Genomic DNA, 14,284 nt, shown 5'->3' with positions numbered 1-14,284 from the left:
CAGTTCCCCGCGCCCCTTTGTGGGGGGGCTGCGCCCCCCACACCCCCCAACTCAGCCGTTCGCGTCCACCAAAGCCAAGTCGTGCAGTCTCTCCGGTGGGCCCGGCCTCGCGTAGTACCAGCCCTGGGCCGTGTCGCAGCCCAGTATGCGGAGTTGTTCGGCCTGGGCTCCCGTCTCCACGCCCTCCACGGTCACCGCCAGGTCGAGGCTGTGGGCCAGGGAAACGATGCCCTCGACGATCTTCAGGTCGACGGGATCGGCCGGGAACTGCTGCATGCCCCGGGTGAAGGAGCGGTCCAGTTTGAGGATGCTCACCGGGAGGCGGCGCAGGTTGGCGAGGTTGGAGTAGCCGGTGCCGAAGTCGTCCAGGGCGATGTCGACGCCCATCTCGGCGAGCCGGCGCAGGGGTTTGAGCAGATCGTCGTCGGCGCCGATCAGGGCCGACTCGGTGACCTCCAGGCAGAGGGCGTCCGGGGTGACGCCCGAACGTTCGAGGATGTCCACCGTGTCCTGGACCAGGCCGGGATGGCTGAGCTGGCAGGGCGACAGGTTGACGTTGATGCGCAGCGGCCCCGCGGTCGTCTCCTCGCCGTAGCGTTCTCGCCATTCACGAGCCTGACGGATGGACTCCTCCAGGACCCAGCGGCCGAGCGGGACGATCAGGCCGGTGTGCTCGGCGAGCGGGATGAAGCGGTCGGGTCCGAGGACACCGTGCTGCGGGTGCAGCCAGCGCACGAGCGCCTCGGCGCCGCGTACGCTGCCGTCGCCGAGATGGACCAGAGGCTGGTACTCGATGAAGAACTCGCCGCGCTCCAGGGCCGTCGGCAGGGCGGTGGTGAGGCCGTGCCGGGTGATCGCGCGGGCGTCGGCCTCGGGGTCGGCGAGTTCCGAGCGGTTGCCGCCCGCCGACTTGGCCCGGTACATGGTGATGTCGGCGCTGCGCAGGACCTCCGCGGCGGTGCGTTCGCCCGCCGGGCCCTCCACGATGCCGAGGCTGCCGCGCACCAGCAGGTCCCGGCCGTCGATGCTGACCGGGGTGATCAGCGCGTTCATGATGCGTTCGGCGAGTTCGTCGACCTTGCGCTCGGTGCCGGGCCCCGTGGTCAGGGCCACGAACTCGTCGCCGCCGAGCCGGGCGACCATCTCGCCGGGCGCGGTCGCGCAGGACTGGAGCCGGTCGGCGACCTCCACCAGCAGCCGGTCGCCTGCGGCGTGGCCGAGGCTGTCGTTGATGGTCTTGAAGCCGTCCAGGTCGAGGTAGCACAGGCCGAAGCGCTGCCCCTCGCCCGCGCCCAGCACCTTCTCCAGGCGCTCGAAGAACAATGTTCGGTTGGGCAGTCCGGTGAGCGCGTCGTGCGTGGCCTCGTAGCGCAGCCGGAGGTGGAGCAGGCGCCGCTCGGTGGTGTCCTCCATGAGCGCGAGCTGGTACTGCGGGTTGCCGTCGGCATCGCGCAGCAGGGAGACCGTCAAGTTGGTCCACAGGACGGTGCCGTCGGGCCGGTTGAAGGCCTTCTCCACGTGGTAGTGCTCACGCTCGCCGCGCACCAGCTCGTCGTAGAGCTTCCAGGTCTGCGGAGCGTCCTCGGGGTGGGTCCAGTCGAGGACCCTGCGGCCGCGCAGGGTCTGTGCGGAGAGTCCGAACATGCGCAGCAGGGCCCCGTTGACCTGGAGTACGTTGCCGTCCAGATCGGCGATGCCGATACCTATGGCCGCGCCCTCGAAGACGGCGCGGAACCGGGCCTCGCTGGCGTGCAGCGCCTGCGCCACCACGCCCTGGGCCCGCAGCGCGGCCTGGGCGATGGCCTCCTGCTCGGACAGCGTGCGCTCGCGCAGCGCCTGCGCGTACCCGGCGGCCATGGCGTGCTGCAACCGCGAGGACCGCATGCGCAGTTCGTCCTGGGGGCCGTCCTCGCCGCAGTAGAGCACCAGATAGGCGTCGACGCAGTCCAGGGTGCGGGTGAGCGCCTCGGGGTCGGTGCAGTGCGCCTCGACCAGGGCGGCGCCGACCGCCTTGGCCTCCTCGGCGTCGAAGCTGCGGGCCCGCAGCAGGCCGCTCAACCGGCGTGCGAGCGGGAGGAGTTCCTCCTCGAACTCGGCGCGGGTGCGGGACGTGGAGGTGACCGGGAAGAGGGACCGGCTCCAGATCGTCGTCAGCCGGCGCAGTCTGCCCTCGGGCCCGTCCGGTTCCGCGCTCACGCCGTACGCCCCACGCCGGCGAATCCGGAGAAGGCATACGGATCCTCGTCCTCCGGCTCCGACTCCGGGCGCCAGTGCGGCATCGGCACCAGTCCGGGTTCCACCATGTCGTACCCCTCGAAGAACCGCGCGATCTCGTCGCGCGAGCGCATGATCAGCGGGTTGCGAATGTCCCTGTATACGTCTACCGCGCCCTCGGCTCGCTCCGGTGGCAACGGGATTCCCTCGTACGAGGCATGGGTGAGGATCAGCAGGCTGCCGGGCGCCAGCGCCTCGCGCAGTTCCGCCACCGCACCGTACGGGTCGTCCGCGTCTTCCACGAAATGCAGTATGGCAACGAGGAGCAGGGCCACTGGCCGATTCAGGTCGATGAGGTGCTCCAGTTGCGGACTGGAGAGGATCTCCTGGGGCTTGCGCAGGTCGGCGGCGATCACATCGGCGCTCTCGTTCCCCTCCAGCACCGCCTGGCTGTGCGCGACCGCCACCGGATCGTGGTCGACGTAGACGACGTGTGCGCCCGGTACGGCGGCCCGGGCCACCTCGTGGACGTTGCCGAACGTCGGGATGCCGGAGCCGATGTCGAGGAACTGGTCGATGCCCTCCTCTGCCGCGAAGCGCACGGCCCGGCGCATGAACGCCCGGTTGGCCTGCATGATCTTCGGCAGGCCCGGCATGAACTCCATTGCCTTGCGGGCCGCTTCCCGGTCCACCTCGAAATTGTGCGATCCGCCCAGGTAGTAGTCGTAGATACGCGAGACGCTCGGCACCGAGATGTCGATGCTCCGTGGCGCCCAGGCGGGACGCTCCATGTATCTCTCCAAGGCGTAGGCGACAGGGACAGGCGATCCGGTGTTCGAGCAGAGGCTACTGATCGCCCGGCAAAGGAGCGACCCGAACCGGAAATTGACCATCCGTTCCCGGTCACTGCCTGCGGCAAGTGCCTGACCGACCCCGCTGCGTGACGCCTCTCGGACGGGGCGGCGGTCCGGGTGAACACAGCGGTCCGCCCCCTCCGTGCGGTGCGGAGGGGGCGGACCTTCGATCGGGCGCCGGTGGGCGGGGCGATCGACCCTGGGGAGGTGATCTCTACTTGCCCGGCGCGCCGACCGGCTTGCCGTCGGGCGAGACGGCGTACCAAGTGCCGCCCACGCCCTGACCGTTGGTGTCTCCGGGAGCCTTGTCGCCGGAGAAGGTGTAGATGGGCCAGCAGTTGACCGTCATCTGCTTCTCGCCGTCGGGCCGGGTGAAGCCCATGAGCCCCTTCTTCTTGACGCCCTTGGTGTCGTCGGCCTTGACCGGGGCGACGGCCGGCCACTTCTCCAGGCAGGCCCCGGCGCAGTTGGAGATGACCTTCGGCCAGGCCTTGTCCTTGAGGAAGCGGTAGACGGTCATGCCGTTCTTGTCGACGATGATGTCGCCGAGCTTGGGGTCCTTGCGGACGGACAGACCGGGCAGGGAGGACAGGGATGCCTTCTTGCCGTTGGGGGCGAGCGCGAACCACTTGCCGCCCACGCCCTGGCCGTTGACGTCACCGGCGTTGACGTCCTTGGCATAGCGGTAGGCGGGCCAGCCGCCGATGGTCAGCTGCTTGGTGCCGTCGGCCCGGGTGACCTCGCCGAGCAGCGCCTTGTCGATACCGGCGCCGGCCGAGGCGTCGTCGGCGGGAACCGGCGGCCAGGTGGTGGCACAGTCGCCGTCGCAGTTCGACTTGGGCGGATTGGCGGTGTCCTTGTCGAAGCGGTAGAGGGTGAGGCCTGAGCCGTCCGTCAGCACATTGCCCAGGTCGGGGTTGCCGGCCACGGTCAGCTTGCCCGCGGGCGCGGACTGGGCCGGGGAGCTGGAGCTCTGATTGCCGTCGGCTCCGTAGCCGTTGCCCGCCCCCGCCCCGGTGCTGGCCGTGGCGCCCGGGACGCCGTAGCCGCCCGCCGGGGCCGTGGCCCCGACGTTCTGGGCCGCCGAGGACGGAGTGGTGCTGTTGTCCTGACCGCACGCCGTCGTCAGCGCCAGCACCGAAGCGGCTGTGGCCACCAGTGAGGCGGTCCGCCAGGAGGTCTTCATCGTCAACTCCCCAAATTCGCCTGGATATTGCGACGCCTTGCCAAGCCGCCGCACGGCCATGGGTACGCGGGGAGGGGGCCTTCGTGTTCAACCGCCGGGCGAATTTCTTTCCGGATCCGGTGACGGGACCCTCGAACGGGACTCGCACGGGCGTACATATCGACCAGTCGTGAATGCTTCTACGCGTCAAACCATTGATCGCCTTTTATCCCTCTTTCGGATCAATCACGGTCCACTCCGTAGTGCGACGGCGCTCGGCGCCTCATGATCTCCGACGTGCATGGACCCGAAGTGACCCGATGTGCGCCCGCCACACGGGTGTTGGCCCTTCTGACCCTGACCTGGACCCTGGTGGGCTGCCCCGTCGGCACCGCGTCGGCCGACGCCTGCGCCTCCGCCTCCACGGGCCCCGACGGCACGGTCGCGGTGGCCTTCGCGGGAGACAGCGACCGCTGGCCCACTCCTCCGCCGTGCCCGACGCCCACGCCGCCGCCGTGCCCGCCGACGCCCACGCCCACCCCGACGCCGAAGCCGACTCCGGCTCCGAAGCCGTCGCCCAGGCCGCGGCCCACCCCCACACCGAAGGCGCCGCCGAAACCGAAGCCGCGGCCGCCCGCCCCACCGGCCCCCGCACCCCGGCCGACTCCGGCCCCGGCTCCGGTTCCGGCTCCGCCGCCCGCCCCGACTGCGGAGCCGAAGCCCGTCCCGAAGCCCAAGCCCCGTCTGCGGCACTCCGTGACCCCGGTGAGCTACCCGGCGTACCACCCCCGGCCGGCCTCGCACACCGCGCCCGACCACACCACGCCGGTCACCTACGTCCTGCTCATCACCGTTCCGGCGATCGTCGCCGTCGCGGCGCTGCGGCCGCGCTGACGCGCCGCCCGCCCACCTTCTTTCTGGAGGCATCTGTTGTCGGATTGGCTTGTTCTCGTCCTCGCGATGCTCGCGGCCTGTGCCGTGGTGGTCGTCATCACCCTCGTCCGGCACAAGCGGGCGCCCGACGACGAGGATCCCAACGAGACCCCGGACGTCATCGAGTACATGACGATGTGGATCGGCGTCGTGTACGCCATCGTCCTGGGTCTGGCCATCGCGGGCGTGTGGGAGGCGCGCAGCGCCGCCCAGGATCACGTGCAGGCCGAGGCCCAGGCGCTGCACGAGATCTCCGAGCGGGTGCGGGTCTACCCGCCGGACGTCCGTGACCGGATTCGGGACGACGTCAACGCCTATGTCGGACAGGTCGTGACCACCGAGTGGAGGTCGATGACCAAGCACGAGCGGGTCACCGAGCACGGCACGGAACTGCTGGCACAGGTCCGTCACGACGTCACGGACTACCAGCCGAAGAACGACTTCGAGGCGCAGGCCTACCAGCCGTTGCTGGACCAGATGGCCGCCGCCGACCAGGCGCGCAACGCACGCGCCGACTCGACCGGGGCGACGATGCCGTCCGTGGTGTGGTTCGGGCTGCTCGCCGGAGCGGTCATCACCATCTGCATGGTCTTCGCGCTGCAGATCCGGCGCACCCGGCGCGAGTTGATCCTGGCGGGCCTGTTCTCCGCGACCATCGCCTTCATGCTCTTCCTCATCTGGGACTTCGACGCGCCCTACAGCCGGGGCATCGCGGCGTCCGCCCAGCCGTTCCTGAACCTGTTCCCGCACGTCAAGGGATAGCGGCGACACACACGGGTCTTCGCCCCGGTTCCCGCAAAGGGTCGGGGCGAAGGCCCGTCCGCGTGCGCCGCGCCGTGACGAAGGGGAACCAGGGCTCCGGGTCAGATCCGCCTCTCGCTGCGCCGCCGTACCCAGACCACACCGCCCCCGATGACGGCCGCGGCCACCAGTCCGCCACCGATGGCCATGTCGGCCGATGTGGCGCCGCTGGTGATGCTGCCGCCGACGCCGCCCTGGACGCCGCCGAGCACGGAGAAGGCCGACGGGCGGGTGAGGGTGCGGCCGTTGCAATTGACCGTGATGTCGTAGTGGCCGGGATGGGCGTCCTGGTCGATCCTGGCCTCGCCCCGCGAGATGTCGTCGCGGATCGGCACCAGATAGATGGTCTGGAAGGCGGGCGAGGACGCCGTGCCACCGTGGCAGCCGTCCACGGTGACGGTGAGCCGGCCGCCGGCGGCGACCACACCGGGCGTGGCGATGATGTTGCGCGGGCTGTCCCGGTCTCCGAAGATGTCGCCCCTTCCGTTGTCGCCACGGCCGAAGTCTTCACCCCGCCCGTTGTCGCAGCGGCCGAAGTTGTCACCCCGCCCGTTGTCACCGCGGCCGTTGTCACCGCGGCCGTTGTCGCACCGGCCGAAGCCGTTCCCGAAGCCGGGTCCGACACCGGGTCCGACGCCGACACCCGGTGCGACACCGACACCCGGTGCGACACCGACGCCGTTGCCGGGAACGGTGATGACGCCGTTTCCGCCCGTACCGCCCCCGTTGCCCATGCCGTCCGCGACGGCCACGGGGGTGGCGAGCCCTAGAGAGGCGACCACGGTGCACGCGGCCGCCAGGACACGTTGGTTTCGCATCTGATCCTCCGCGAGAGGCACACCGGGTCCGGTTCCCGGTCGATCGGCGAGAAAGCACCTCCCGACAAGACCCTCAGACGCGCCGAACACGCCCGCATGTCGAGAATGGTCCGTCCTGGTGAGCGGACACGCCGCGAGAAAACCACACAATCCGATATTGGTGCAGGTCACGGACCGTCAGAAATTTCCTTCCGGCTGCAACTCGGATGGCGCACCGGGAACGTGGCGGGCCACCCGTTCGCCCGTCGTCCCGTCGCCCGTCGCCCGCGCGGGACTTAGCGTTTTCCCATGTGTAAGGGACGTGGTAAAGGCCGCGTCGAGAGGGGTTGGCGAATGTCTGCGTCCGAGCTGTCCGAACTGGCCGAAGAGGAGGAGCGCCGGAAGAAGCGCGCGCCCTGGGGCGTGATAGCGCTTGTTCTGCTGACCGGTCTGGCGCTCATTCGGAATGGTTCCGGGGAATTCGATGTCGGGCCGCCGCAGCCCGCTTCGGCCGCGGCCCCGGACACCCGGGACGACACCGGTGCCACCCCGGGCACGCTGATGCACGCCCCGGCCCCGCTGCCGTTCTCCGTGGCGGCCCGGATCCGGATCCCCGCCATCCGGGTCGACGCGCCCATCGTGCCCGTCGGCCTGGACGAGCAGGGCTGGGTCGGCGCTCCGCCGCCGGAGGACCCCAATCTGGCGGGCTGGTTCACCGGCGCGGTCTCCCCCGGGGAGAAGGGCACCGCGGTCGTCGTCGGGCATGTCGACAACAAACAGGGTCCCGCGGTTTTCTACGGACTCGGGGGCCTGCAGAAAGGCGGCAGGGTCGAGGTCCTGCGCAAGGACGGAAAGACCGCGGTGTTCGACATCTACGGAGTGGAGCTTTTCGCGAAGAGCAGTTTCCCCGGTGACCGGGTGTACGGCTCGAAGGGCACGCCGGAACTCCGGGTGATCACGTGCGGCGGCGGTTTCTCGAAACAGCACGGCTACGACGGGAATGTCGTGGTGTTCGCCCGCCTGGTCGCGGTCACCTGAGAGGCCGTGTCCGAGCGGGCGAATGCCCCGTCAGGACATGCGGCGGGGCGGCACGGTGAGGTGATATCCGGATTCCAGCAGATAGGGCAGATATCGCCGGATGGCCCTGACGCTCTGCGAACGGTCGCCCCCGGCGTCGTGGGAGAGCACCACGACGCCGGGGGCGGCGCCGTTCTCCACCCGGTCGACAATGGTGTCCGTGCCGGGCGTCATCCAGTCGGTCGTGTCGACGGTCCAGGCCATCGGTTCCATGCCCATCTCGGCGCCGAGCTGGAAGGCCGCGCGGTTCCAAGCCCCGTACGGCGCGCGGAACCACTGGGGGCGCTCCCCGTAGGCGTTCACGATGGCGTCGCTGGTCCGCTCCATCTCCCCACGGATCTCCTCGCGGCTGAGGGTGGTCAGCAGCGGATGGGTCCAGGTGTGGTTCCCGACCACGTGTCCCTCGTCGGCCATCCGGGCCACCAGCTTCTTGTTCTCGACCACCATCTCCCCGCACACGAAGAACATCGCCCGTACGTCGTACTCGGCGAGGGTGTCCAGGATGTGCGGGGTGTATTCCGGGTGGGGGCCGTCGTCGAAGGTCAGCATCATGTGCCTGCCGCGTCCCGAGATCCGCAGGATGGGTTCGTGGCGCGCCTTCAGCTTGCGCGGCGCCGCGCGCGGCGGGGCGTCCGCGGCGAACGGCTGGAGCCGGAAGGCGGAGGGCTTGAGCGCCTGACGGGCCTGCGGACCGGCGACGGGGACGGCGGAGTGGGTCTCTTCCCCGCCGCCGCTCGCCACGACCACTCCCGCGGTGCCGGCGGCCCCCAGGGCGGCGGCGCCGGCGAGCAGCATCCGGCGCCGCGTGAACAACTGATCCTTCTGCATGACTCATCAGTCGCCCGGCAGGCCTTGGGCGCACCCCAGCGACACCGGTGCGGCGGCGGGAATCCACCCGGTCGGCCGAGTGACAGGGGGCGGTCGCACGGCGCTCCGTCGCTTCTGATAAGCAATCGGTCCGCAGGAACGGATCTGATGACGAGGTCGGAGGGCGAGCCGAGTTGGTCGTACACGGGGGAGCGAGTGAGGTTCGGCGCAGGGGGCTGGCGGTGGTGCTGCTGGCCGTCGCCCAGTTCCTGGTCGTCTTCGACACGATGGTCTTCGCGTTGGGCCTGCCGTTGATCGCCCGCGACCGGCAGCTGTCGTTCGCGGGGCTGACGTGGCTGCTGTCCGTGTACAGCGTCTGTTTCGCCGCGCTGCCCGTGTTCGCGGGGGCGATCGGCAAGGCGCTCGGGCAGCGGCGGGTGCTGATGGGCGGGCTCGCGCTGTCGAGCGTCGCGGCGGCGGCGCCCGCGCTGTCGTCCGACGCCTGGGTGCTGCTGGCCTCGCGGGCGGTGCAGGGCCTCGCGGCGGCGGCGATCACGGCCTGCGCGCTGGCCCTGATCGACTCCACGCATCCGGCCGGTCCCGGCCGGGACCGGGCGCTGAACGTGCACTTCGCGGTCGTCGCCTGCGCCTCGCCGGCGGTGGTGCTGCCGTGTTCCATGCTGCTGGACGCCTCGCAGTCCGAGAACACGATCTTCTGGGTGCAGGCGGTGGCCGGGCTGGTGCTCGTGGCGCTGGCCCCGGTGGCGCTGACCGAGTCCGCGCCCGTTCCCGGGGCCGGGCCCGGGGTGGGCCGCGCCGCGCTGGCCGTCGTTCCGCTGGGCTTCCTGGCCTGGTTCACCGACTGGCTCGGCGACCGGAGCCTGTCCGCGACCACGGTCATCACCGTGGCCGTGGCCGGGGCGCTGGTGCCGTCCGTGCTGGGCTGGTTCGGCCGGCGCGAGGGGGTACCGGAGCTGTTCGCCCGGCTGTACCGGGACCGGGGGGCGTTCGGCGCGTACACGGTGGTGGCGCTGCTGGCGGCGGGCCTGGCCGGTGTCGTGTCCGCCCTCACCATCGCCACGCAGCTGCTCGGCGGGCTGTCCCCGATGCGGGTCGGCTGGGCCCTGTTGCCCGCCGTCGCCGGGGTCGTGCTGGGGTGTGTGGCGCTGCCCGCCCTCGCCGCCCGCGTCGGTCTCGCCGCCACGGTGGCCGGGGCCTGCGGTGTGTCGGCCGTCGGGTACGTGCTGCTGAGCCTTCCCGGGGCGGGTTACGGCTTCGGCGACGTGCAGCCGCCGCTGCTGCTGATCGCCTTCGGCTGCGGTGTGCTCGCGCTGCCCGCCGGCTTCGCGCGGTCGGGCAGCGGTGCGCTCCCCCAGGGCCTGAACTCCTCCCGGCAGTTCGGCGCGGGCCTCGGCGTGTCGCTGTTCGCCGGGATCATCCAGGTCGCCTTGGAGCGGACGCCGGCCTCGGCGCTCACCGGTGTCCATCAGTACGAGGTCTCCCTGGGCGGCGGGGTCCGGGACTGCTTCGAACTCGGTACGGCGCTGTGCCTGACGGCGGCGGTGGTCGCGCTGCTGACCCTGCCCCGGCACCCGGTGCGGGCGGCCGGCCCGGAGCCGGGTGTCAGCGGCGGCGCACCAGCGGGAACGGCAGGGTCTCCCGGATCGTCAGTCCGGTGAGGAACATGACGAGCCGGTCCACGCCGAGGCCGAGGCCGCCGGTCGGGGGCATGGCGTACTCGAGGGCCTCCAGGAAGTCCCTGTCCAGCTCCATGGCCTCCGGATCGCCGCCGGCGGCCCGCAGCGACTGCGCGGTGAGCCGGCGGCGCTGTTCGACGGGGTCGGTCAGTTCGGAGTAGGCGGTGCCGAGTTCGGTGCCGAAGGCGACGAGGTCCCAGCGCTCCGCGAGCCGCGGGTCGGCGCGGTGCTGCCGGGTCAGCGGGGAGACGTCGGTCGGGAAGTCCTTGTAGAAGGTGGGCAGGCGGGTGCGCTCCTCGACGAGGCGCTCGTACATCTCCAGGACCACATCGCCCGGTCCGTCGTCGGCGGTGTACGGCACTCCCGTGCGGTCGCACAGCCGGTGCAGCCTGAGCAGTTCGGTGCCGGGGCCGATCTCCTCGTCCAGCACCTCGGAGAGCGCCCCGTACACGGTCTTCACCGGCCACTGCCCCGAGATGTCGTACTCCTCGCCGTCCTTGCGGACGACGGGCGTGCCGAAGGCGGCGGTCGCGGCGCCCTGGATCAGCTCGCGGGTCAGGTCGAGCATCACGTCGTAGTCGGCGTGCGCCTGGTAGGCCTCCAGCATCGTGAACTCGGGGTTGTGCTTGTAGGAGACGCCCTCGTTGCGGAAGGTGCGGCCCAGCTCGAAGACCTTCTCCAGGCCGCCCACGCACAGCCGCTTGAGGTACAGCTCGGGTGCGATGCGCAGGTACATGTCGAGGTCGTAGGCGTTGATGTGGGTGGTGAAGGGGCGGGCGTTGGCACCGCCGTGTATCTGCTGCAGCATCGGGGTCTCGACCTCGAGGAAGCCGCGGTCCAGAAGGCCTTGGCGCAGGGCCTGTACGGCGGTGGAGCGGGCGCGGATCACGTCGCGGGCGTCCGGGCTGGTCACCAGGTCGAGGTAGCGGCGGCGGACCTTGGCCTCGGGGTCGGCGAGGCCGCGCCGCTTGTCGGGCAGCGGGTGCAGGCACTTGCCGGTCAGCCGCCAGGAGGTGACGAAGACGGTGGGCTCGCCGTGGTCGCTGAGGCCCGCGCGGCCGGTGGCGGTGATGTGGTCGCCCATGTCGGTGTCGGCGCGGAAGCGGTCGAGGGCGGGCCCGGAGCCGTCGCGGGTGAGGGCCAGTTGGTGGTCCCCCGACCAGTCGCGCAGGACGGCGAAGACGATGCCGCCGAAGTCGCGGACCAGCATGACGCGGCCGGCCACGGTGACCTCCTGGCCCCGCGGGACGTCGGCGAGGGCGTGGGTGGGGGCGGGGACGCCGACCGGGTAGGGGTCGGTGCCGTCGGCGCGCAGGCGGTCCAGTGTGCGGTACCGGACGCGGACCTGTTCGGGCAGGCCCGCGTCCGGGGCGGCGGGCCCGGCCTCGTCCCCTCCGTCGAGACCGAGCGCCGTCAGGGACGGCAGACCCTCGGTCGTGGCGGGCCGCTGCCCCGTCTTCGGGTGCCCCTTTCCCCAGAGTTTGCGCAGGGACGGTACGGAGACGAATCCCTCGGCGATGCCGGAGGCGAGGCCGATACGGGCGAGGGAGGCGGTCTCGCCGTAGCAGATGAAGCGCGGATACCACTCGGGGTGGTACTTGGCGTTGGACCGGTAGAGGGCCTCCAGCTGCCACCACCGGGAGAAGAACAGCAGCAGCCGGCGCCAGAGCCTGAGGACCGGTCCGGCGCCGATGCGGGCGCCCTCCTCGAACACCGAGCGGAAGACGGCGAAGTTCAGCGAGATCCTGCGCACCCCCAGTTTGGGGGCGGCCGCGCACAGTTCGGCGACCATGAATTCCATGACCCCGTTGGGGGCGGCACGGTCACGGCGCATCAGGTCCAGGGAGACGCCGTCGCGTCCCCAGGGCACGAAGGAGAGCAGTGCGAGGAGCCTGCCGTCCTCACCGATGGCCTCCACGAGCAGGCAGTCGCCGTCGGCGGGGTCGCCGAGCCGGTCCAGGGCCATGGAGAACCCGCGTTCGGTCTCCGTGTCCCGCCAGGCGTCGGCCCTGTCGACGATCTCCTCCATCTCCCGGTCGGTGAGCGTGGCGTGGCGGCGGATGCGGCTGGTGGCACCAGTGCGGCGGACGCGGTGCACGGCCTGGCGGGTGACGCGCATGTCGCGGCCGTCGAGGTCGAACCCGGGCACGTGCAGGATCGCCTCGTCGCCGAGCTGGAGGGCCCCGAGTCCGGCGCGGGCGTAGGCGCGGGCGCCGTCCTCGGAGGCGCCCATCACCGCCGGTGCCCACGCGTAGCGGCGGGCCACGTCCAGCCACGCGGCGATGGCGTGCGGCCAGGCCTCCGGGTCGCCGACGGGGTCGCCGCTGGCCAGGCACACGCCTGCCTCGACGCGGTAGGTGACGGCGGCCTTGCCGCTGGCGGAGAAGACGACGGCCTTGTCCCGGCGGGTGGCGAAGTAGCCGAGCGAGTCCCGTGCGCCGTAGGCCCGCAGCAGGGCGCGCATGCGGGCCTCCTCGTCGTCGTGCAGGGCCGCTTCCAGGCGCTGCGAACGAAACAGCGCGGCGGCGGCGTTCAGCAGGGCGAGCGCGCCGAACAGGCCGAGCAGGAAGGTGACCTTGCGCGGCGGGCGGCCGCCGAAGGAGCTGTTGGAGACCAGTCCGCCGCACACCCGGTCGGCCGCCCAGGCCAGGTGCTGGCCCTGCGGGAGGGTGCCGGGGAACAGCGAGACCAGGCCCCAGCCGACCACGATCGCCACGGCGAGACCGGCCAGCAGGACGCCCAGCGCGCGCCACACGGCACCGCGGCGGGAGGCGGCGTAGAACTCCCCGCGGGCCACCACCAGCAAGAGCAGCAGCAGGGTGCACAGCACGAGGGACGGCAGGGACTCGGTGTACTGGCCGAGGGCCAGGCCGAGGATGTCGGACAGGACCAGCAGGCTCAGGTAGACGACGACCAGCCACCAGGCCGCCTTCTTGCGGGCGGCGGTGGCGGCGGCCAGCAGGAACAGGAAGACCGCGTAGGCGAGGTTGGCGCTGATGGGGATCAGCAGCAGGTCGAGGATGCGCACGAGCGGGCGCAGCAGGCGGCGCAGCGGGGCGAAGAACGCGAGCAGGGCGCACAGCAGACCGAGCGTGGCGAAGAGGGTCCCGAAGGCCTCGGGCACCCAGCCGAGGCGGCCGCCGGCGGGCGGGCGGGCCGGGCCCGCGGCATCCGTTCGCGCGGCCGGCCCGGCGGTGGCAGTCATGGTTCCGACTGTAGGAAGGGCGCGGGCCGCTCGCCCGTCGAGCGGCCCCGGGCCTCGGTGGGAAGCGCCGATTCCGATAGCCTCGGTATGTGACGGAGCAGCACGAACAGCACGCTCACCAGTTCGAGCGCGGTACGGATGGGCCGAAGGTCATCGTGGTCGGGGTCGACGGCTCCGACACCTCGTTGCGGGCGGCCGCGTACGCGGGCGGTCTGGCCCGTCGCCAGCACGCGCTACTGGCCGTGGTGTACGTGCAGCCGCTGCTCGCGGCCGGGGCGGCGCTCGGGGCGCCGGTCGCGGAGACGACCGACGAGATCGCCGAGGACCTGATCGCGCAGATCCGGGAGGCGGCCGAGCGGGTCAAGGGGATATTCGAGGTGCGCTGGGAGTTCCACACCTTCCGCGGTGACGCCTACAACGGCCTGGTGAAGGCTGCCGACGAGCTCAAGGCGGACGCGGTGGTGGTGGGCGCGTCCGAGCAGGCCGGGCACCGCATCATCGGCTCGGTGGCGGTCCGGCTGGTGAAGGCGGGACGCTGGCCGGTGACGGTCGTTCCGTAGGGCACCACAGCGACAGCGGGGTCACGAGCAGCGGCACCGGGGCCCCGTCGAGCGCGGTGCGCGGGCCGGCGGACCCCGCAGAGCGGTCACGGCCACGGTGACCGCCGTGCCGGCGACCGACCGGACGGCGAGCGTACGGGCCACCCGATCGGCCGCGGTCAGCCCGGACACTCG

The 14,284-nt window shown here is 71.5% G+C and carries 11 protein-coding genes and 1 pseudogene; 5 read left to right on the top strand and 7 right to left on the bottom strand.

The genetic code is table 11. The features are described from left to right. Nucleotides 1–51: 51 nt before the first annotated feature. The 4 genes from AVL59_RS16275 to AVL59_RS53570 all read right to left on the bottom strand — a co-directional run bounded on the left by AVL59_RS16275 (nucleotide 52) and on the right by AVL59_RS53570 (nucleotide 4,970). Nucleotides 52–2,196, bottom strand: coding sequence for a putative bifunctional diguanylate cyclase/phosphodiesterase (locus AVL59_RS16275; RefSeq protein ID WP_067304648.1), 2,145 nt, complete (start codon nucleotides 2,194–2,196; stop codon nucleotides 52–54). After that, complete coding sequence (locus AVL59_RS16270) at nucleotides 2,193–3,005, bottom strand: SAM-dependent methyltransferase (RefSeq protein ID WP_067304645.1); 813 nt, start codon at nucleotides 3,003–3,005, stop codon at nucleotides 2,193–2,195. Before AVL59_RS16270 ends, AVL59_RS16275 begins: the two co-directional genes overlap by 4 nt. Nucleotides 3,006–3,282: 277 nt before the next feature. After that, nucleotides 3,283–4,254: an SCO0930 family lipoprotein gene (locus tag AVL59_RS16265; RefSeq protein ID WP_067304642.1), complete on the bottom strand. Its 972-nt coding sequence runs from the start codon at nucleotides 4,252–4,254 to the stop codon at nucleotides 3,283–3,285. Nucleotides 4,255–4,475: 221 nt separating this feature from the next. Further along, nucleotides 4,476–4,970, bottom strand: coding sequence for a hypothetical protein (locus AVL59_RS53570; protein ID WP_067304638.1), 495 nt, complete (start codon nucleotides 4,968–4,970; stop codon nucleotides 4,476–4,478). Between the two features lie 28 nt (nucleotides 4,971–4,998). Here AVL59_RS53570 and AVL59_RS55575 point away from each other — a divergent pair, with 28 nt between their 5' ends. Together AVL59_RS55575 and AVL59_RS16255 are read left to right on the top strand one after the other, a co-directional pair. Then, nucleotides 4,999–5,127, top strand: coding sequence for a hypothetical protein (locus AVL59_RS55575; RefSeq protein WP_257785085.1), 129 nt, complete (start codon nucleotides 4,999–5,001; stop codon nucleotides 5,125–5,127). A gap of 36 nt (nucleotides 5,128–5,163) precedes the next feature. After that, complete coding sequence (locus AVL59_RS16255) at nucleotides 5,164–5,928, top strand: bestrophin-like domain (protein WP_067304589.1); 765 nt, start codon at nucleotides 5,164–5,166, stop codon at nucleotides 5,926–5,928. 101 nt (nucleotides 5,929–6,029) lie between these two features. Here AVL59_RS16255 and AVL59_RS54300 read toward each other — a convergent pair. Beyond that, nucleotides 6,030–6,425, bottom strand: a pseudogene (locus AVL59_RS54300) (hypothetical protein); the annotation flags it as partial. A 693-nt stretch (nucleotides 6,426–7,118) separates the two neighbouring features. Between AVL59_RS54300 and AVL59_RS16245 the strand changes: the two are divergent. Next, on the top strand, nucleotides 7,119–7,802 hold the full coding sequence (locus tag AVL59_RS16245; protein ID WP_067304582.1) for a class F sortase: 684 nt from the start codon (nucleotides 7,119–7,121) through the stop codon (nucleotides 7,800–7,802). Between the two features lie 30 nt (nucleotides 7,803–7,832). On the opposite strand, the gene AVL59_RS16240 is transcribed toward AVL59_RS16245, so the two are convergent. Next, a complete protein-coding gene (locus AVL59_RS16240; protein WP_067304578.1) occupies nucleotides 7,833–8,669 on the bottom strand; it encodes a polysaccharide deacetylase family protein in 837 nt (278 codons plus the stop codon). 221 nt (nucleotides 8,670–8,890) lie between these two features. Here AVL59_RS16240 and AVL59_RS16235 point away from each other — a divergent pair, with 221 nt between their 5' ends. Further along, nucleotides 8,891–10,327: an MFS transporter gene (locus tag AVL59_RS16235; protein WP_067304577.1), complete on the top strand. Its 1,437-nt coding sequence runs from the start codon at nucleotides 8,891–8,893 to the stop codon at nucleotides 10,325–10,327. Here the strand turns inward: AVL59_RS16235 and lysX are convergent. Continuing rightward, nucleotides 10,272–13,550: a bifunctional lysylphosphatidylglycerol synthetase/lysine--tRNA ligase LysX gene (lysX, locus tag AVL59_RS16230; protein WP_067304574.1), complete on the bottom strand. Its 3,279-nt coding sequence runs from the start codon at nucleotides 13,548–13,550 to the stop codon at nucleotides 10,272–10,274. The genes AVL59_RS16235 and lysX overlap by 56 nt on opposite strands. A gap of 89 nt (nucleotides 13,551–13,639) precedes the next feature. Here lysX and AVL59_RS16225 point away from each other — a divergent pair, with 89 nt between their 5' ends. After that, nucleotides 13,640–14,110 (top strand): universal stress protein, encoded by a 471-nt coding sequence (locus AVL59_RS16225; RefSeq protein ID WP_067304571.1) that lies wholly within the window; start codon nucleotides 13,640–13,642, stop codon nucleotides 14,108–14,110. The last annotated feature ends 174 nt before the right edge of the window (nucleotides 14,111–14,284 follow it).

Origin of the sequence: Streptomyces griseochromogenes, assembly GCF_001542625.1 — a bacterium.
GTDB lineage: Bacteria > Actinomycetota > Actinomycetes > Streptomycetales > Streptomycetaceae > Streptomyces > Streptomyces griseochromogenes.
The sequence above is the reverse complement of the archived record's forward strand: the minus strand, read 5'-3'. Positions and strand labels throughout refer to the sequence as shown.